The sequence below is a fragment of the Kitasatospora sp. NPDC054795 genome (assembly GCF_053611565.1).
The window spans coordinates 1-15,897 of sequence record NZ_JBSHAP010000087.1; the positions used below are offsets into that span (position 1 = coordinate 1).

Annotated in this window: 21 protein-coding genes; 8 read left to right on the forward strand and 13 right to left on the reverse strand. The window is 72.2% G+C overall.

Annotated features, from left to right (window positions below; genetic code table 11):
• Positions 1–17: 17 nt before the first annotated feature.
• On the forward strand, positions 18–107 hold the full coding sequence (locus tag ACWGJO_RS27510; RefSeq protein ID WP_452187832.1) for a DUF6126 family protein: 90 nt from the start codon (positions 18–20) through the stop codon (positions 105–107).
• A 114-nt stretch (positions 108–221) separates the two neighbouring features.
• Here ACWGJO_RS27510 and ACWGJO_RS27515 read toward each other — a convergent pair whose 3' ends face one another.
• From ACWGJO_RS27515 to ACWGJO_RS27545, 7 genes are all read right to left on the reverse strand, one after another.
• Positions 222–500 carry a dsRBD fold-containing protein gene (locus ACWGJO_RS27515; RefSeq protein WP_452187760.1) on the reverse strand — a complete coding sequence of 93 codons (279 nt, stop codon included), beginning with the start codon at positions 498–500 and terminating at the stop codon, positions 222–224.
• On the reverse strand, positions 497–979 hold the full coding sequence (locus ACWGJO_RS27520) for an Hsp20/alpha crystallin family protein (protein WP_452187762.1): 483 nt from the start codon (positions 977–979) through the stop codon (positions 497–499). The genes ACWGJO_RS27515 and ACWGJO_RS27520 overlap by 4 nt, the downstream gene beginning before the upstream one ends.
• Complete coding sequence (locus ACWGJO_RS27525) at positions 969–1,487, reverse strand: CBS domain-containing protein (protein ID WP_452187764.1); 519 nt, start codon at positions 1,485–1,487, stop codon at positions 969–971. The genes ACWGJO_RS27520 and ACWGJO_RS27525 overlap by 11 nt, the downstream gene beginning before the upstream one ends.
• Positions 1,484–1,801: a hypothetical protein gene (locus tag ACWGJO_RS27530; protein ID WP_452187766.1), complete on the reverse strand. Its 318-nt coding sequence runs from the start codon at positions 1,799–1,801 to the stop codon at positions 1,484–1,486. Before ACWGJO_RS27530 ends, ACWGJO_RS27525 begins: the two co-directional genes overlap by 4 nt.
• A gap of 131 nt (positions 1,802–1,932) precedes the next feature.
• Positions 1,933–3,210 carry an NAD(P)/FAD-dependent oxidoreductase gene (locus ACWGJO_RS27535; protein ID WP_452187768.1) on the reverse strand — a complete coding sequence of 426 codons (1,278 nt, stop codon included), beginning with the start codon at positions 3,208–3,210 and terminating at the stop codon, positions 1,933–1,935.
• A gap of 18 nt (positions 3,211–3,228) precedes the next feature.
• Entirely contained in the window at positions 3,229–3,930 is a 702-nt protein-coding gene (locus ACWGJO_RS27540) for a helix-turn-helix domain-containing protein (RefSeq protein WP_452187770.1), read from the reverse strand.
• The gene (locus ACWGJO_RS27545) at positions 3,927–4,808 is read right to left on the reverse strand and encodes a universal stress protein (protein WP_452187772.1); all 882 of its coding nucleotides are present in this window, start codon (positions 4,806–4,808) and stop codon (positions 3,927–3,929) included. The genes ACWGJO_RS27540 and ACWGJO_RS27545 overlap by 4 nt, the downstream gene beginning before the upstream one ends.
• Positions 4,809–5,039: 231 nt before the next feature.
• Here ACWGJO_RS27545 and ACWGJO_RS27550 point away from each other — a divergent pair, with 231 nt between their 5' ends.
• Genes ACWGJO_RS27550 through ACWGJO_RS27560 form a run of 3 tightly spaced genes read left to right on the forward strand, consistent with a single transcriptional unit; the run spans position 5,040 to position 6,954 of the window.
• Positions 5,040–5,162, forward strand: a complete 123-nt coding sequence (locus ACWGJO_RS27550; RefSeq protein ID WP_452187774.1) for a hypothetical protein — start codon at positions 5,040–5,042, stop codon at positions 5,160–5,162.
• A complete protein-coding gene (locus ACWGJO_RS27555) occupies positions 5,159–6,463 on the forward strand; it encodes a Ni/Fe hydrogenase subunit alpha (protein ID WP_452187776.1) in 1,305 nt (434 codons plus the stop codon). Before ACWGJO_RS27550 ends, ACWGJO_RS27555 begins: the two co-directional genes overlap by 4 nt.
• The gene (locus tag ACWGJO_RS27560; RefSeq protein WP_452187778.1) at positions 6,460–6,954 is read left to right on the forward strand and encodes a hydrogenase maturation protease; all 495 of its coding nucleotides are present in this window, start codon (positions 6,460–6,462) and stop codon (positions 6,952–6,954) included. Before ACWGJO_RS27555 ends, ACWGJO_RS27560 begins: the two co-directional genes overlap by 4 nt.
• 199 nt (positions 6,955–7,153) lie before the next feature.
• On the opposite strand, the gene ACWGJO_RS27565 is transcribed toward ACWGJO_RS27560, so the two are convergent.
• The 3 genes from ACWGJO_RS27565 to ACWGJO_RS27575 are packed head-to-tail and all read right to left on the reverse strand — an operon-like array spanning position 7,154 to position 8,902.
• Positions 7,154–8,128: a hypothetical protein gene (locus tag ACWGJO_RS27565; protein WP_452187780.1), complete on the reverse strand. Its 975-nt coding sequence runs from the start codon at positions 8,126–8,128 to the stop codon at positions 7,154–7,156.
• Complete coding sequence (locus ACWGJO_RS27570) at positions 8,125–8,736, reverse strand: cytochrome b N-terminal domain-containing protein (RefSeq protein ID WP_452187782.1); 612 nt, start codon at positions 8,734–8,736, stop codon at positions 8,125–8,127. Before ACWGJO_RS27570 ends, ACWGJO_RS27565 begins: the two co-directional genes overlap by 4 nt.
• Positions 8,729–8,902, reverse strand: a complete 174-nt coding sequence (locus ACWGJO_RS27575) for a hypothetical protein (RefSeq protein WP_452187784.1) — start codon at positions 8,900–8,902, stop codon at positions 8,729–8,731. The genes ACWGJO_RS27570 and ACWGJO_RS27575 overlap by 8 nt, the downstream gene beginning before the upstream one ends.
• 584 nt (positions 8,903–9,486) lie before the next feature.
• Here ACWGJO_RS27575 and ACWGJO_RS27580 point away from each other — a divergent pair.
• Complete coding sequence (locus tag ACWGJO_RS27580) at positions 9,487–10,296, forward strand: hypothetical protein (protein WP_452187786.1); 810 nt, start codon at positions 9,487–9,489, stop codon at positions 10,294–10,296.
• Between the two features lie 111 nt (positions 10,297–10,407).
• On the opposite strand, the gene ACWGJO_RS27585 is transcribed toward ACWGJO_RS27580, so the two are convergent.
• The gene (locus ACWGJO_RS27585) at positions 10,408–11,499 is read right to left on the reverse strand and encodes a DUF5937 family protein (RefSeq protein ID WP_452187788.1); all 1,092 of its coding nucleotides are present in this window, start codon (positions 11,497–11,499) and stop codon (positions 10,408–10,410) included.
• A gap of 117 nt (positions 11,500–11,616) precedes the next feature.
• On the opposite strand from ACWGJO_RS27585, the gene ACWGJO_RS27590 reads away from it, so the two are divergent.
• On the forward strand, positions 11,617–11,838 hold the full coding sequence (locus ACWGJO_RS27590; protein WP_452187790.1) for a hypothetical protein: 222 nt from the start codon (positions 11,617–11,619) through the stop codon (positions 11,836–11,838).
• A gap of 467 nt (positions 11,839–12,305) precedes the next feature.
• Here the strand turns inward: ACWGJO_RS27590 and ACWGJO_RS27595 are convergent, their stop codons facing one another.
• Positions 12,306–13,037: a DUF7873 family protein gene (locus tag ACWGJO_RS27595; RefSeq protein ID WP_387729191.1), complete on the reverse strand. Its 732-nt coding sequence runs from the start codon at positions 13,035–13,037 to the stop codon at positions 12,306–12,308.
• Between the two features lie 190 nt (positions 13,038–13,227).
• Between ACWGJO_RS27595 and ACWGJO_RS27600 the strand changes: the two genes are divergently transcribed.
• Both ACWGJO_RS27600 and ACWGJO_RS27605 read left to right on the forward strand, forming a co-directional pair.
• Positions 13,228–14,391: an anion permease gene (locus ACWGJO_RS27600; RefSeq protein WP_452187792.1), complete on the forward strand. Its 1,164-nt coding sequence runs from the start codon at positions 13,228–13,230 to the stop codon at positions 14,389–14,391.
• The gene (locus ACWGJO_RS27605; protein WP_452187794.1) at positions 14,388–14,633 is read left to right on the forward strand and encodes a hypothetical protein; all 246 of its coding nucleotides are present in this window, start codon (positions 14,388–14,390) and stop codon (positions 14,631–14,633) included. Before ACWGJO_RS27600 ends, ACWGJO_RS27605 begins: the two co-directional genes overlap by 4 nt.
• A gap of 71 nt (positions 14,634–14,704) precedes the next feature.
• Here the strand turns inward: ACWGJO_RS27605 and ACWGJO_RS27610 are convergent, their stop codons facing one another.
• The gene (locus ACWGJO_RS27610) at positions 14,705–15,868 is read right to left on the reverse strand and encodes a lantibiotic dehydratase C-terminal domain-containing protein (protein ID WP_452187796.1); all 1,164 of its coding nucleotides are present in this window, start codon (positions 15,866–15,868) and stop codon (positions 14,705–14,707) included.
• Positions 15,869–15,897 lie beyond the last annotated feature (29 nt).

The window sequence follows — 15,897 nt, forward strand, 5'->3', positions numbered from 1 at the left end:
AGAGCCGGCGCAAGGCCATGCTCATCCGGGCCGGGATCTACATCCTCGGCACCCACCTGTTCGCCGGCTTCGTCATCCTGCTCTTCGCCCTCGGCGACCGCCACTGAACCCCGGCGGAGGAGGGGGCGACGGCGGGCGGCCCGACAGGACGTAGTCGCCCACCTGCCGCGTGATCTCGGGCTGCCGTGGTTCGCGGAGCGTCGCGCACTCGGCCGGCCTGCTCAGCCCGCGATGGAGTGGTCGTTCGCGGTCGAGTCGCTGAGGCCGGCGCGAAGGAGCCGATGGCCGAGGTCGATGAGGGCGCGGGCGGCGGCGTACTCGTCGCCGATCTCGGGGACGGCGGGGTCGTTCGGGTTGCGGTGGGCGGTGGTGCGGGACTCCAAGGTGTTGTCGCCGGTGTCGAGAACAGCGTGGGCCCTGGTGGTGTCACCCTGCTCGAAGAGGTCGAGGTGCAGGGTCCACCGCTTGGTGTGCATCGGTGTCGTGGTGTTCGTGCTCATGGCCAGTCCTCCCGGGCCGGGGCGGGATCGGGGCTGTCCGGTCGGTCGGGCCGACCGCCTCGGGTGATCTCGATCGTGCGGGTGGGCTTCCTGGTCTCACCGATCGGTGCGCGGACGGTCAGGACGCCCTTGTCGTAAACGGCGGTGACGTCCTCCTCGCGGACACCGGCGGGCAGCCGGACGCTGCGGGTGAACGAGCCGTAGCGGAACTCGGAGCGCTGCTTGTCCTTCTTCTCCTCGGTGCGTTCGGCCCGGATGGTCAGTATGCCGTCGTCGACGCTGATCGTGATGTCCCGGTCGGGGTCGACGCCGGGCAGCTCGGCCTTGAGTTGGTAGACACCGTCGGTCTCGGAGTCCTCGATGTGGATCATGTGCTCACCGACGGGCATGCGGAGGTCGACGGGGAAGTTCTCGAGGAACTCCGGCAGGGACGGCCACCGGTAGCCGAAGGGGAATCCTCTGAGCAGGTCACTGGCCATGACGGTCTCCAGCGTGATGGGTTGCGGCTCGTTCGTGGTCGGGTGGTCGGGCGCTGGTAGGTGGGCCTACCAGTTTCACCCGGGTGGTGGGGGCCTCCCGCAGGGCACTGTGGGAGACCGGGATCAGGAGGTCGACGAGCCGCTGGACGACGTCGCGCAGCAGGTCGTCGACGGTGAGCATGCCGACCGGGCGGCCGTCGTCGAGGACGGGCAGGCGGCGGACGTCGGCGCTGCGGAACGTGCGGTACGCCTTGTCGAGGTCGTCGTCGGTGCTCACGGTGGTGACCGGGGCCGTCATGAGGTCCATGACCGGCTGCCCGGGGTGGTGGCCGTGGGCGAGCCCTCGGAGGGTCAGATCGCGGTCGGTGAGGATGCCTCGCAGCCGGCCGTCGTCCGTGACGAGGACGCAGCCGACCGCCTCCTGTTCCATTCGCTGGGCGGCCTCGAAGGCCGTCGTGGTGATGCTGACGGTGACCGGTGGTGCGGTCATCAGGTCTGCGGCTTTCATGACGTGCCGGCCTTTCCGGAGGCGTTCGGGGAGACCGAGCCGTCGGGTGGGTTGTCGAGGGTGTTCTTGACCGTGCAGTGGCGCACGACCGCCAGAAGGCCGGGTGCCCGCTCGGGCGGCAGGCCGGGAACGGTGACCTCGATGGACGTCGAGGCGATCCGGGCCGGGCGGTCCTGCGGTTCGCAGGCGGTGTCGAGCCCGACGCGGTCGGTGTCCGGCAGGACCTCCGGGGTGAAGCGGGACATCGCCAAGGTGAGCCCGGAGGCGGTGTGCATCAGCTGCTGGGTGGTGGTGCGTGAGTCGTCGGTCAGCACGGTCGTGCCTCCGGGGTCGAGGGCCCGCACGGTGGATCGGGCCTCTGCTGTCCAGCAGACCGCCGCCGGGCGTGCGGCGGCAGGGCCGTTCGGCCCGCCGGTGGGCCCCATCGGCCTGCTCGGCCTCGAGGTCACGCGGATCCGCTCGCGAGCGTGCGGGACATGCCGTTCAGGGCCAGTTGCATGACCTGCCACGGCCGGCCGCTGTGGAACGGGCGGCCTGCTTGGAACTGGACGGGGAGATACAGACCGAGGGCTTTCTTGCCGAGCCGCCAGAGCGGGGAGGTGCCGACCCGGTAGCGATCGCCGGCGTCGGCCGCGACGCGCACGGGGTGGGCGGGGTCGCCGGTTTCCTCCAGCGGCACCTGGGCGAACGTCGCCTTGTCGAGCATCTCCATCACGCACATGCTGATCGGCTCGAACGGGCGCGGCCGTGCGAGCAGCGCGGGGTCGACCACCGTGGTGATGTGCTCGGCCACCGCGTGGGCCTGGAGGAAGGCCAGGAAGGCCTGCTTGACAGGGAAGTCCCCGGCGTCGCCCGGGGCGTAGATCCGTGGGTGCCCGTGGACCTGTCGGGTGACGGAGAGGGTCTGAAGGAAGCCGCGGTCGTCGTGGGGCAGCCCGGGGTAGTCGACGGCGGCGACGTAGGGCGGGAAGGTGACGAGCAGGTCGTACGGGCGGACGGTGCCGTCGGCGTAGCGGACCTCGTCATGGCCGACCTTGTCGACCACTGCGGAGGTGTGGCCTCTGATTCCCCGCGCCGTGAACTCGTGCTCCACCACCTGGTGGAGGCGCGGGCCGAAGGCCTGGACGTAGCCGGGCTCGCAGGTGGTCCAGGTGAGGCGGACGAGCGATCGGAGCTTGGCGCGGCGCAGCCAGGTGTCGAGCATCAGCGCGATTTCGTACAGCGGCCCGGCGCATTTGTTGTTCGGCGGGACGAGGAACAGCACCTGCCGGTGCTGTCCGGCCTGGGCGGCGTCCCTGAGACCGTGGAAATGCCTTCCCAGTGACCGCATCTGCCTGGGTGTCCACACGGATCGGGCGTGCTCGGCGAGGCCCGGTACCTCCTGCGGGTGCATCGCGGCGCCGGTGGCGAGGACAAGGAAGTCGCCGCGCAGGCGTGTGCCGTCGGTGAACTCGACGGCCAGTGAGTCGGGGTCGACCTCGGCCACCGCGCCTTGGTGGAAGGCGATGCGGCGGCGGAACAGCGGGCGGGGGAGGCGGATGTGGAGCGGGGCCTCGTCGGCGCCGAACGGGAGGTAGATGGTGTTGGGCTTGAACAGGAAGTCCTCGCGGTCGGCGGCGAGAGAGATGCGGACGCGGTCGCCGAGCAGGTGGCGGAGGCCGAAGGCCGTCTCCAGGCCGGCGAATCCCCCGCCGATCACGAGGACATGTGATTTCGAGGTCATCGTGTGATCCGGTCCTCTCTACTCGGGCCCGATGATCGGGGGGCCGTCGGGCCGGATGATCCGGCCGCTGATCCTCGTGGGTCGAATACGCATCCAGGTGTCCCGGGTGCCGCCCGCCCAGGGGCGGGGGTCGGCGTGCTGTTCGAACCGGCGCACGGCCTCCTCGTCGGAGACGATCGAGACGGTGCCGTTCACCAGCACGCTCCAGCCGGTGGCGAAGACCTCGTCGAGCTGGTCGACCTCGAAGGCGACCTCGCTGCCTTCCGCCCGGGCGAGGGTGCCGTCCGCTTCGGTGCGGTACAGGATGGTGGCGTCCAGCACGCGGTAGTTGACGGGCAATGCCACCAAACCGCGCGGTGCCGTGAGTATCACCCGGCCGATGCCGCCGCGGCCGAGCTTGGCCCAGCACGCCGCCGGTTCCGATTCCTCGGTTCGTACGCGAGCGTTGGCGCGCGCCCGGCCGGGCGGAACCTCCCGCCCGCCGCCGAGCAGGTCGGTGACCGTGGTGTCGAGGGCGTCGGCGAGCCTGGTGAGGGTGTTGATGCCGACCGGGACGGGGTGGGTCTCCAGGTACTCCAGGAACCCCGGGGCCAGACCTCCGCGCTCCGCCACCAGCTCGCGGGTGAGTTTGAGTTGCGTACGTCGTCGCGCGACCCGGCGTCCGAGGTCGCCTGGGTCGGCCGGGCGGGAGTGCGTCCGGCCGTCGTCCGCGGTTCTCATGTCGACCTCCCGGTTCGGGCCGGTTCAGCGTTCGGGACGATCACCAGCGGCACCGTGCACCGGTGCACCAGCGCGCGGCCGGTGGAGCCGAACAGCAGGCCGCGGAAGCCGCCCAGGCCCCGGCTGCCGATGACCAGGCAACGGGCGCGGGTGGCGACGGTGGCCAGCATCGGAGCGGGGGAGCCGGTGAGCACCTCGTGCCGGACCCGGATGTCCGGGTACTTCTCCTGCCAGCCGGCCAGGGACTCGGACAGGTCCACCAGGGACTCCTCGACCAGGTCCGGCCGTGCGGCGTCGGCGGGCCGCCGGACCTCCACGGCCTGGACGTCGGCTCCGGCGAGTGCGGCCTCCTCGAAGGCGAAGCCGATCGCGGCCCGGGAGGCCTCCGAGCCGTCCACTCCGACCACGACCGGTCCGGGGCCGGAGAGGCCTTCGGGCGGCTCGGGGACGAGGGCGATCGGACACGGCAGATGGCCGACCAGGGAAGCCCCCTTGGACCCGATCGGCAGCGCGGAGTGCGCCTCGGTCAGCCGGCGGATGCCGAGGACAAGCTGCGCGGCCTCATCGGCAGCCTCGCGCAGCACCCGGACCGGCCGGCCCTCGGCCAGCCGCGGCGTGATCTCCAGTTCGGGGTGCCGTTCGGCGGCCAGCAGTCGGGCGGTGTCCAGCAGCGCGTCGCCGGCGGCCCGGAGGCCGATGGCCGGGCGGTGGCCCGCTTCCCCCTCCGGGCCTCCGGTCGGCCACTCCTGGGTGTGCAGGGGCTGCAGCGGCAGGCCGCGCCCGGAGGCCTCGTCCGCCGCCCAGCGCACGGCCCAGCGGCTCGCCTCGGAGCGGTCGACACCCACGATCACGGGGCGGCGGGTTTCGAAGCCGTTCATGGCGCTCTCCTTTCGGCCCGGGCCGGCGCCGTCACCGGCCCTGTGCGAAGCCTTGAGCACCCTCATCGTCGGCCGCCGCCGTGCGGCCGGGGAGGGCCGGTCGGGCCCGTGCCGCCGGCCGGTGGGCCCCGATGGCCTTCAGGCGGGGCCGACCGGCCCATGCGGAGTCCCGGGAAGCGGCTGACAGGGGAGGTACACGGGCCGCCCACCCCGGGCGGCACCCGCGCCCTGATGCCGCTGCTGCGCCGCGACGGCGTGGCGGACGCGGACGAGGCCCGGCGCCGCCGTACCTTCAACGCCGAGGCCCCCGGCTTTGCGGAGGCGGCCCGACAGCCCACGGAGGACCGCGGATGACCCACCGCACCCAACGGACCCTCGCCGTCGGTGCGCTGGCCCGCGTCGAGGGCGAGGGAGCGTTGCACGTCTCCGTCCGCGGCGGCGAGGTGGAAACCGTCCGTCTGGAGATCTACGAGCCCCCGCGCTACTTCGAGGCGCTGCTGCGCGGCCGCGGTTACACCGAGCCGCCCGACCTCACCGCCCGCATCTGCGGGATCTGCGGGATCTGCCCGGTCGCGTACCAGATGAGCGCCTGCCGTGCCGTGGAGGACGCCTGCGGGATCGTCCTGGACCGCCAACTCGCGTTGCTGCGCAGACTGATGTACTGCGGCGAGTGGATCGAGAGCCACACCCTGCACATCTACCTGCTGCACGCCCCGGACTTCCTGCGCCTTCCGGACGCGCTGACGCTCGCCCGTACGGACGCGGCCCGGTTGCGGCGCGGCCTGCGGCTGAAGAAGGCCGGCAACGAGATCGTCGAAGTCCTCGGCGGGCGGGCCATCCATCCGGTCAACGTCCGGCTCGGCGGCTTCCACCGGCTCCCCACCCGTGCCGAACTCGACCACCTGGCAACAGTGCTGCGCCAGGCCAGGACGGACGCCGAGGACACCCTCGGCTGGGTCGCCGGGTTCGAGTTCCCGGTACTGACCGTCGGGCACGAACTGCTCGCTCTCACCGAGCCCGACGGCTACGCCATCGACTCGGGCACGCCCACCGCCGCCCTCGCCGGCACCTTCGCGCTGCGGGAATTCGAGCAGCGGGTCCGGGAGCACCAGGTGCCGCACTCCACCGCGCTGCACGCCGCCCTCGACGGTCGGCCCCACCTCACCGGGCCGCTCGCCCGGTGGAACCTCGGCAGCGGGCGCCTGCCTGCCGGCATCCGAGCCCTGGCCGCCGAGGCCGGGCTCGGCCCGCACTGCGACAACCCCTTCCGCAGCATCGTGATCCGGGCGGTCGAGGTGCTGTGGGCCGTCGCCGAGGCTCAGCGGATCATCGAGCAGTACGAGCCGCCGCCCGCCCCGGCCGTTCCCGTTCCACCGCGTGCGGGTACTGGCTACGGCGCGACCGAGGCTCCGCGCGGGCTGCTCTACCACCGGTACGACATCGACGAGGAGGGGATCGTCCGGCTGGCGGTGATCGTCCCGCCCACCGCGCAGAACCAGACCGCGATCGAGGCCGACCTCCGCGCCTTCATCCAGCCCCGACTGCACCTGGACGATGCCGAGCTGACCCGCCAGCGCGAGCAGGCGATCCGCAACTACGACCCCTGCATCTCCTGCGCCGCGCACTTCCTCGCCCTCACCGTGGAGCGGAGGTGACGGGCGGCCGGACCGGTGGGCGGGTCGTCGTCATCGGCGTCGGAAACGAGTACCGCCACGACGACGGCGTCGCCGTGGCCGTCCTGGCCGAACTGGTGGCCGGGGACCTCGCTGCCGACCGGCTCGCCCTGTGCGACGGCGAGCCGACCCGGCTGATGGAGTTGTGGGAGGGCGCGGACCTTGCGGTGGTCGTCGATGCCGTGCGCGGCCATCCGGGCGGGCCCGGTCGCATCCACCGGGTCACCGTCGACGCCGATCACCTGCCCGCCGACGTCCTCGCGGCCGGCGAGGCGGCGGGGGGCACCCACGGCCTGGGCCTTGGCCACGCCGTCGCCCTGGCGGCCGCGCTCGCCAAGCTGCCGTGCGAACTGCTGATCGTCGCGGTCGAGGGCGCGGACTTCTCGATCGGCGAGGGGCTGAGCCCCGCCGTCGCCGACGCGGTGCCGCGAGTCGTCGCGGAGGTTCGGCGGGCCGTGGAGGAGCGGTCGTGACCACCGAAATGCGGGTGATCGGGGGATGCGGCACCGTCCGGTGCATGGGCTCCCTTCCGTTCGCGCACCGGCTGGCCACCTCCTTCGGGTCTACCGGGCGGGTGCCCGTCGAGGACGGCCGCATGGTGTCCCCGATCGCCGGTCCGCCGTCCGCGCCGACCGAATCCGCCGCCCGGCGGTCACCGTCCGCGGGCGGCCGTCAGCCCGGCGCCTCGCCCCGACCAGGGGTATCGCGGCCGGGTCGGGGCTCGCTCCGGTAGTAGTCGCGCCAGACCAGCCGGAACACCCGAGTCCAGCGGGGAACGGACCTGAGACCCGGGATGAAGGGGACCAGGACCAGCGCCAGACTGAGTACGGCCATGATCGCCCAGATCTCCGCGTCCGCGTTCTTCGAGGTCTTGAACGGGTCGATCTGGTACCAGAAGGTGTACAGCCACAGCCAGGCCTGGCCCGGGTAGCTGCCGGTCTCGTTCATCATGCCCCACTGGCCGCCGGTCAGATGCTGGGCGGTCGCCTGGTCCGACAGGTAGGAGCCGTCGGCGAGGAAGAGCATCGGCCGGGTGTAGTCGGTCTGGTAGAAGCGTCCCTGGGTCAGCAACTGGCCGTCCAGCGCACCGGACTGGGCGAGGGCCAGCAGCCGGGCTGTGAGTGTCGGTACCGGGCCGTAGTCGCCGGGGGCAACCTTGGCCGGATCGCCGTCCGGGGCTTTGCTCAGCGCGTCGGCGTAGGCCGAACTCCAGGACTGCCGCAGGTCGGCCGGGGCGGTGTTCCAGGTCGTGAGCGCGGCGGTGACCTCGGCGGGCCCGGGGGACTGGCTCAGCGGACGCAGCACGAAGTCCTCGGCCGGGTCGACCGGGATGCGTACCCCGGCGGCGTCCTGCAGTCCGACCGGGCCGATCTTCTGCCCGGCGCCCGGGGTGTGATTGTAGGGCGGGCCGTAGCCTGCCGAGGTGCTGGTGCCCGCGAGTTCGGCGACCGCCGTGGCTGTGAAGTCCGCCGGGTCTGCGGTCGACCAGGTCGCCAGGGTGATCGGCTTCTCGTCCGGTGAGGAGAACAGCGCGGCGAGGCCCGCGCTCAGCAGAGCGACCACCACCAGGGCGATGGCGAACTCCTTGACCAGGTCGTACGGGCGGGTGGGGAAGTCGCCCGACTCGGGGGTGTCAGTGTGCCTCACGGCGCCGCCTTCGCCGGCGCGGCGTCGATCGGCGGCACGATCCCGCGGGTCCGCACCAGCAGGATGTGCCAGGCCGTCAACAGCACCAGCACGAGCGGGAAGAGCACGATGTGCCACATCAGCATCTGGCCGAAGTCCAGGACGTTGAACCAGGCGCCGATCCCGACGGCGTTGAGTGCGTCCTTGGCCTGCCCGGAGATCCACTGCGAGTCGAAGTTCTGCTGCACCACGTAACCGGTGAAGGCCGTGGCGATCGAGGCCAGGAAGGTGACCGCACCGGTCACCCAGGTCAGCGCCCGCCGCCCCCGCCAGGCGGCCATGAAGAACTTGCCCCACAAGTGGATCACCATGAACGCCATGAACAGCTCGGCGCTCCACAGGTGCACGCTGTTCACGTACTTCCCGACAGCGGAGACATGCCACCACCCCGGGCCCTTCAGCGCCAGGATCCCGCCGGAGACCAGCACCACCACCAGCGAGGACACCGTGAGTACACCGAAGAGGTAGACCCACGAGGCCATGTACGCCGGCTGAGTGTCCGGCAGCAGCTTCTCCGGAGGCAGCCGACGGACGGCGAACCGCCGCACCGCGCCCGTCCAGCTAGTCATCGCGGCGCCGTCCCTTCGGGAACGGCAGCAGCAGCGCGACCACGAAGAGCAGCACCATCGCGCCGATCACGATCAGGTTCGCCACCGAGATCTGCACCACTCCCCAGTGGACGTAGTGCCCGGGATGGTTGAGATCGACAGGTGCCGACAGCGGTGACACCGCCACCACGCTCTCCTTCCGAAAGCCGGGAGCCCGGTGCCCAGTCTCGGCGGGCACCGGGCCTCCGGCATGCGGGGCTGCTCCGGATGGCGGGTCGCTCCTGCTCGGCCTCGGCCACGGCACGTTTCACGGCGGCGGACCTGTCCGGGGTGACGAAGATCGAGTCGATCCCGGCCTGCACCAGGGGCCGGCGACGGCGGCGATCGTGTTCGGGGACATGCGCGAGCACTCCTGGTGTTCCGGGTGCTTCCCCCGGGCTCCCAGCCTTCCGGGCCCGGTGGTGCCCGGCAATCCCCGCCGAGCCGAGTAGGGTCATCACCCACGGTCACGGGATCCATCCGGGCATATGGTCGGGAAAGCGTCCCGGCGGCAACCACTTGGCTGGAAAAGCCGGAATCACACCCCCGCGGGCGGTTTGGAGCGGGAGTCCCAGGCACGTCGGTCGCATCGGTCGACAACCCTCAACAGAGCTGTTACACCAGGTGAGTTCAGCGCCTCGGGAGTGCTGCCCGTGTCGAACACTCCTTCCTGTGCGAGGGCAGAGAGGCAGCCATGACCCTTCGTCGTCCGGAAGTTGGAGAATGCGCTCAGTGAATTCACCGGAGAACACCGTTGCCGCCGGTTCTGGAGCGGGTCGCGGCGAGTCGGTCGCCAGTGCGGTCCAGGGCTCGGTCGAAGCCGTCGACGAAACGCTGGCCGGGGATGAACTCCCCCTGTGGGGGACGGAGTTGCCGCCACTGCGGACGGAGGGCCGGCAGGCCCCGGAAGGCGCCGACCTGCCGGACCTCAGAGCGCAGCTGTACGAGGTGGCGGAGGCCTGGAAGGAGGCCGTGCCCGAGGGGCGGAGCACCGCCGGGGATCTGCGAGCGGTTCTCGAGGCCGACGTGGAGGTGCTCCAGGTCCACTGGCAGCACGTCGCCGCGCTCCCCGACGCATCGGAAGCGCCGGCCGCCGACGGCACGGGGCACATGGGTACGAGGAGCGGAGCGGTGGCGGTGAACGCCGCACTCCGCGCCGTCGACCGGCACGCCCTCGCTCTTCGCGCCGTCCCCGAGTGGCAGCAGCTTCGCACCGTTCGTGACGCCGTCTACCGGGTCTGGGACACGCTCGCCGAACGGGCCGGCGAGTCCGCGGGCCGCCTCCTCGACGACCGGCGCGTCGCGGAGTTCCTTCGCAACGTGTCGGTCCGCGCGTGCGAGACGATCGCCCGGCTCTCCCGGCTGGCGGCCGACCGCCTCCGTCCCGACCGGGCCGCGCTGCCGAGTTCGGAGGCCCTCCTGGCGCTCGGCAACGCGGCGAGTGACTACGGCAGGTCGGCACGGCGGCCGGGCGACCTGTCCACGGGAGAGGCGCTGCTCGTCCTCGGCGGTGGACCCCGTCCGGGGGAGCCCTGGGCCTGACGCGCGGGCGGACGGGCGGGCGAGTGGTGGCGGTACGGGCTGCCGGGCCGATCCGCCCGTCGCGGCGTCCCGCCCCCGCCCCCCGTCTGCCGCCCGGCCGCCCGGCCGATTTCACCGCAGCACGGACTCCAGGAAGTCGCTGCCGAGCCGGGCCACGACCGAGATGTCGAGCTGGTGGAGGACGTAGCGCCCCCGGCGCTGTGTGATGACCAGCCCGGCCTTCTTCAGCACGGTGAGATGGCGGGAGACCTCCGGGGCGGTGATGCCGTAGGCGTCGGCCAGCTCGCTGGTCGAGTACGCGCCGCGCGCGAGGTTGCGGCACAGGCTCATCCGCAGGGGGTGGGTCAGCGCGTCCAGGCGCAGCTTGACCGTCTCCACCGGCTCGGTGCCGCCGACCTCGTGGGCGGCCGCCGGGTACTGGATCACGGGCTGCCAGCCCGGCCCGTACAGGGTGAAGAGGTGCGGCCAGCCGAAGACGGTCGGTATCAGGGTGAGGGAGGCGCCGCGGGCCTCGGTGCGGCCGTGGACGAGCTTGTCGACGACGATGCGGCTGCCGTGATCGTCCTCCTCCAGGCTCAGCGCCGGTGACGCGGCCGTGAGCGCCTCCGCCAGGCCCTTGCGGCGCAGCAGCTCGGTCTTGTGCTGGGCGTCGGCGGCGAGCTGGACGCGGACCCGGCGCCAGGTGTCGGCGAAGAACGCCTGGTCGCAGTCCTCCAGAAGGCGCCGGATCCACGCGCGCGTGGCGGTGGGTTCGGCGAGCATCCGCTCGACGAAGGCCGCCTGGCGCGGGCCGCGCGCCGCCGCCAGGTCGAGCGCGCGGCGCCGCGACCACGCGTCGACCAGGGGCGACGGCAGGCCCTTGGGGTAGTGGCTGATGCTGCACGAGATCTCCAGGGCCGCGCCGACGAACTTCTCGTCGTCCATGCGGTCGAGGTCGTCCAGCTCCTCGGTGAGGGTCTCCCGGGGCCGGACCGGCATCAGGAAGTCGGAGCGCGTCGACCGCCACATGAAGTCGGCTTCGAGCAGCCGGTCGGCCAGTTCCGGCTTGAGTGCGGCGGAGGTCGTCGTCGTCCACGCGTGCAGCCGGGAGTGGTGAGCGGGCTCGGCCAGCGCGTGCAGCGCGTTGCTCAGTTCGGCCAGGGGCGAGGGGCAGAAGGTGATCCGCTCGTGCGGCAGCCCGGTGATGTCAATGGTCACGCTCACCCCTCCATGGTGCCTGGCCGCCGCGGCGCCGGGTCGGGCGGGGGGAGTCGTCCCGTCATTTGACGGGGGCCGTCAATCGACGGGACTTGTGGGGCCGCCGGGGTGCACGGTGGGCGCATGAACGCACTGCAGCAGCACCTCTTCGACAGCTACCGGGCCGCCCAGCACGCCGAGCCGGCCCCGTCGGCCCCCGGTACCCACGACGTCGCGGTGCTCCGTGCGGTCCGCGATCACCGCCGCTTCGAGGCCGTCCTCGCCGGCCGCCCGACCACCGGCCGCCTCCGTCTGGCCCTCCGCGCGGCACTCCGCCGCCGGCGGGCCGGGGTGTGCCGGCCGTAGTGGTGGTCCTGCCGGGGCGGCGCCCCGGGAACGCGAGAGGACCCGGGAGCGTAGCCAGCTCCCGGGCCCCTGTTTGCCGCCCAATTGCGCACACCGGCACGTTTAAGGGTCGCGGATCAGGTTGAAATCGACGCGTTCTACCTTTGAACTACCGTGCCACGGAGCGGCACAGACAGGACTTGAACCTGCATTCGTCGATATTCGTCCGCACCCGGTCGATCCGGTGTTCGGCGGCGAATGCTGAGACTGGAGCGAGAGTCTGAGATTCACGGGGTCTGCCTCTGCCTGCTTGGGCTACCCCGGCCGGTGGTGCCGGGGGGAGGACTCGAACCTCCACTGTGACCCTGGTCAGCTTCAACGTCAGTGTCAGCTTTTCGCACCGTGCAGCGCACCCGCCCGGTCTCCCGGACAGGGTGTTCGACGCGCTCGGTGCACCCGCCCGGCTCCCCGGGCGGGCGATCATGGGGCTACCGGAAGAGGTAGCCGAAGACGGCGTCGCCGACCCGCTGGTCGGTGACCTCGACCGCGTTGGCCTCCTCGCGGGCGAACTTGACCGCCTGCTGGAGCTTCTCCACCCGCTCGGCGAGCTCGTTCACCCGCCGGGCCGGCAGCGCGCCGGAGAACTTGACCGTGGTCCAGTAGCCGACCGCGATGTCCTCGTAGTAGACCTCGACCTGGGCCGGGTGCTTCTCGGTGGCCTCGGCCTTGACGTGGTTGCGCGGCACCTTCTTGGTCCGGATGGTGCGCACCGGCTCGGTCTTCCAGGCGTCGGTGGACGGGTCGAGGTTCCAGGACTCGGAGGCGTCCAGCACCGGGAGCTTCTTCACGAAGGTGAACAGGTCGGTGAGCTGCTTCTCCAGGAAGAGCAGGTACGGCACCGGCACCCGGGGGAGGAGCACCTGGCCGTCGACCACCACATCGGCACTGGCCCCGATGTTGGCCCAGTCCTTGGTGGCCGTCACGTCGAAGAGCCGGGTGAGGGTCTGCGCGGTGGACCGCAGGATGTCCTCGGCCTTCAGCTGCACCCGGGTCGACTCCGGCGGCAGCTGCTCGCCCTCCTCGTCCTTGGGCTGGTAGACGCGGGAGATCCCGGCCAGCAGTGCGGGCTTCTGGAGGTCCTGGTGGGCCTGCGTCAGCTCCTGGAAGGACTTGGACTTGACGCCCTTTTCAACGGCGATGATCTGGTTCAGCTTTGCCACGTCCGGGACGCTATCAGCCCCAAAGCGGTCGGCGACATCCAATTATTGACCGGGTAGTGGTTCTGTCCTGGGCGCTCCGCTCCGGGCTCCACGGCGTGCTGGTCCGATCGGATGGTGTCCTCCACCGGCCGGCCCCGTACGGGTGGCGGGGAACCGGGGCGGCGGCGGTCGGCGGGTTAGGTTCGGACGTGTGACCGGCAATGACGTGGTTCTGGCGCTGGTGGTGGTCACCGCGCTCGGTTTCGACTTCACCAACGGGTTTCACGACACCGGCAACGCCATGGCGACCTCGATCGTCACCGGCGCCCTCCCGCCGCGTGTCGCGGTCGGCGTCTCGGCGGTGCTGAACCTGGTGGGCGCCTTCCTGTCGACGGCGGTCGCCGCGACGATCGCCAGCGGTCTGGTGCAGAGCCAGGACGTGACGCTGACCGTGGTCATGGCGGGCCTGACGGGCAGCATCCTGTGGAACCTGACGACCTGGTACGTCGGGATCCCGTCGAGTTCCTCGCACGCGCTGATCGGCGGCGTGGTCGGGGCGACCATGGCGGCCGCCGGGGCCTCGGCCGTCAAGTGGCAGGGCCTCGTCGCCAAGGTGATCGTGCCGGCCGCCCTGTCGCCGTTCATCGCGGGCTCGGTCGCCGCGCTCGGCACCTACCTCGTCTACCGCGTCACCCGCGACGTCTCCGAGGGCCCCCGCGCCCAGGGCTTCCGGAGCGGCCAGGTCGGGTCGGCCTGCATGGTCTCGCTCGCCCACGGCACCAACGACGCGCAGAAGACCATGGGCGTCATCACACTGGCCCTGATCGCCAACGGCACCCTGAGCGCCGGGGCGAAGGCGCCGGACTGGGTGATCGCCTCCTGCGCCACGGCCATCGCGCTGGGCACCTACATCGGCGGCTGGCGGGTCATCAGGGCGCTGGGCAAGGGACTGGTGGAGATCGAACCGCCGCAGGGGATGGCCAGCGAGTCGGCCTCCGCCGCGGTCATCCTCTCCTCCACGGACTTCGGCTACTCGCTCTCCACCACCCACGTCGCCACCGGGTCGATCCTCGGGTCGGGGGTCGGCAAGAAGGGCGGGGTCGTACGGTGGAACATCGCCCGCCGCATGGTGGTGGCCTGGGTGCTCACCCTCCCGGCGGCGGCACTGGTCGGGGCGCTGGCCTACTGGGTCGCCGACGGGATCGGAGGCACCGGGGGCGTCGTGACCATCTTCGCCGTTCTGGTGCTGGCCTCGATCGCCTTCTTCGTCGCGTCCCGCCACCCGGCGGTCACCCCGGAGAACGTCAACGCCGCGTGGACCGGGTCGGTCATCCCCGACCCGGAGCCCGTGCCCGCCGACGAGGTGGCCCCGTGAACTCCTGGATCGATCTGGACGCGCTCTGGAAGATCGTCGTGGTCGGATTCCTCGCCGGCGCCGGCCTGCCCGCGCTGTTCGCCGTCGGTGTGCGAGCCCTCTACCCACCGGTCGGGATCGACGGGGCCGGGGTCTCCCGCCGCGCCGCCGGGGCGCTCGGCTGGACCGTTGCCGCGGTGTGCTTCGCGGTGGTCCTCGCCGCGATCGGCTGGGGCATCTTCATCATCGTCGACCACCGCTGAGTGCGGAGGCAGGGGTCGCGGCGCCGGCGCTCCGGCGGGGCGCGGGCGGCGACTGCGAGGTCGAGGGGCCGTCATGCCAGCCCCTCGACCATGGCGATCACCCCGGCGATGTAGTCCTGCCACCGGTGTCCGGTGAGTTCGGGGACGCTGCGCACGAGGAGGTGGGCGGCCAGGTAGCGCTCCACCGGCCGGACGTCGCAGATCGCGAAGAGCCGGTACAGGGCGTTGGTGCCGGTCCGGTAGATCAGGTAGTGGGTGCGGTCGAACAGCGTGCCGTCGGGGTCGCTACGGGTCAGCATCCGGTGGAACTCGCTGTAGCGGGTGCGCAGTTCGAAGTCCCAGCGTTCGGCGGTGGCCGGGTCGCCGAGGGCGGTGGCGCGGGCCCGGTACTCCTCGCCGCGGCCGGAGAGGTCGGCCCCGGCCGCCAGCAGCCGCTCGGCCCGGTCCCAGGCCGTGGCCGACCAGCGCACCCAGTCCTGCTCCCAGCCCCGGGTGTCCCCGGCCGCCACCCGGCGGACCAGCTCCGCGGCGGCGGGGCCGCCGCGCTCCCAGCGCTGGTCGAAGGCCGCTCGTACCCGGCCGTCCGGGTCCTCGTGGACGAGGAAGTCCTCCAGATGGGAGAGGAAGGAGTAGTGCCCGCCGACCAGCCCGTCCGGATGAGTGCTCGCGTGCGCCGCCAGCGCCGTGAGCACCAGCCGCACCCGGGCCTGCGCGGTGTCGCCGTGCTCCCCGAGGAACGTGCAGGCCGAGGTGGTCGCGGGCAGCCCGGCGCGCATCAACTCGTCGCGCAGCGCCGCGGGTTCGGCCCCGAGCAGCGCGTGCAGGTCGGCCGTCGCGGCCGGGTCGACGGGCGCCACCCGGACGGTGTTGTCCGGCACCAGCGGGCCGTACGGCGGGGCGATCAGCTCGGCCCGCCCGGCGACGGCGGCCTCGGCGAGCGGCTGTTCCCGCGTGCGGTCGGCGACGGACGGGTGCGCGGCCGCCCACGTCCGCAGCGCCCGGGCGGACTCCTCCGCCACGGCGGCCACCCGCTCGGCGGGCCCCTCCAGGCGCAGCCGCAGGTGCGGCCCGAACCGCCAGTGCCGTTCGACGTGGGTGCGCAGCCCCTGCTCCGTCGCCCGGCGCGCGAGCGGCAGGACGGCCTCGCGCAGGGCGCGCGCCTTGACGGGCTGGTAGTGGTAGAGGATCACGTCGAGGGCGGTCCCGGGCGCGGGACCGCCGGCCGGGCCGCTCATCGGCTCACCCGTCAACCCACCCGCTGGCC

Bases quoted from the DNA above. Each gene is read 5' to 3' on its own strand.
- ACWGJO_RS27510 (WP_452187832.1), top strand. From the start codon at position 18: ATGCTCATCCGGGCCGGGATCTACATCCTCGGCACCCACCTGTTCGCC.
- ACWGJO_RS27515 (WP_452187760.1), bottom strand. From the start codon at position 500: ATGAGCACGAACACCACGACACCGATGCACACCAAGCGGTGGACCCTG.
- ACWGJO_RS27520 (WP_452187762.1), bottom strand. From the start codon at position 979: ATGGCCAGTGACCTGCTCAGAGGATTCCCCTTCGGCTACCGGTGGCCG.
- ACWGJO_RS27525 (WP_452187764.1), bottom strand. From the start codon at position 1,487: ATGAAAGCCGCAGACCTGATGACCGCACCACCGGTCACCGTCAGCATC.
- ACWGJO_RS27535 (WP_452187768.1), bottom strand. From the start codon at position 3,210: ATGACCTCGAAATCACATGTCCTCGTGATCGGCGGGGGATTCGCCGGC.
- ACWGJO_RS27540 (WP_452187770.1), bottom strand. From the start codon at position 3,930: ATGAGAACCGCGGACGACGGCCGGACGCACTCCCGCCCGGCCGACCCA.
- ACWGJO_RS27545 (WP_452187772.1), bottom strand. From the start codon at position 4,808: ATGAACGGCTTCGAAACCCGCCGCCCCGTGATCGTGGGTGTCGACCGC.
- ACWGJO_RS27550 (WP_452187774.1), top strand. From the start codon at position 5,040: ATGCCGCTGCTGCGCCGCGACGGCGTGGCGGACGCGGACGAGGCCCGG.
- ACWGJO_RS27555 (WP_452187776.1), top strand. From the start codon at position 5,159: ATGACCCACCGCACCCAACGGACCCTCGCCGTCGGTGCGCTGGCCCGC.
- ACWGJO_RS27570 (WP_452187782.1), bottom strand. From the start codon at position 8,736: ATGACTAGCTGGACGGGCGCGGTGCGGCGGTTCGCCGTCCGTCGGCTG.
- ACWGJO_RS27590 (WP_452187790.1), top strand. From the start codon at position 11,617: ATGAACGCACTGCAGCAGCACCTCTTCGACAGCTACCGGGCCGCCCAG.
- ACWGJO_RS27610 (WP_452187796.1), bottom strand. From the start codon at position 15,868: ATGAGCGGCCCGGCCGGCGGTCCCGCGCCCGGGACCGCCCTCGACGTG.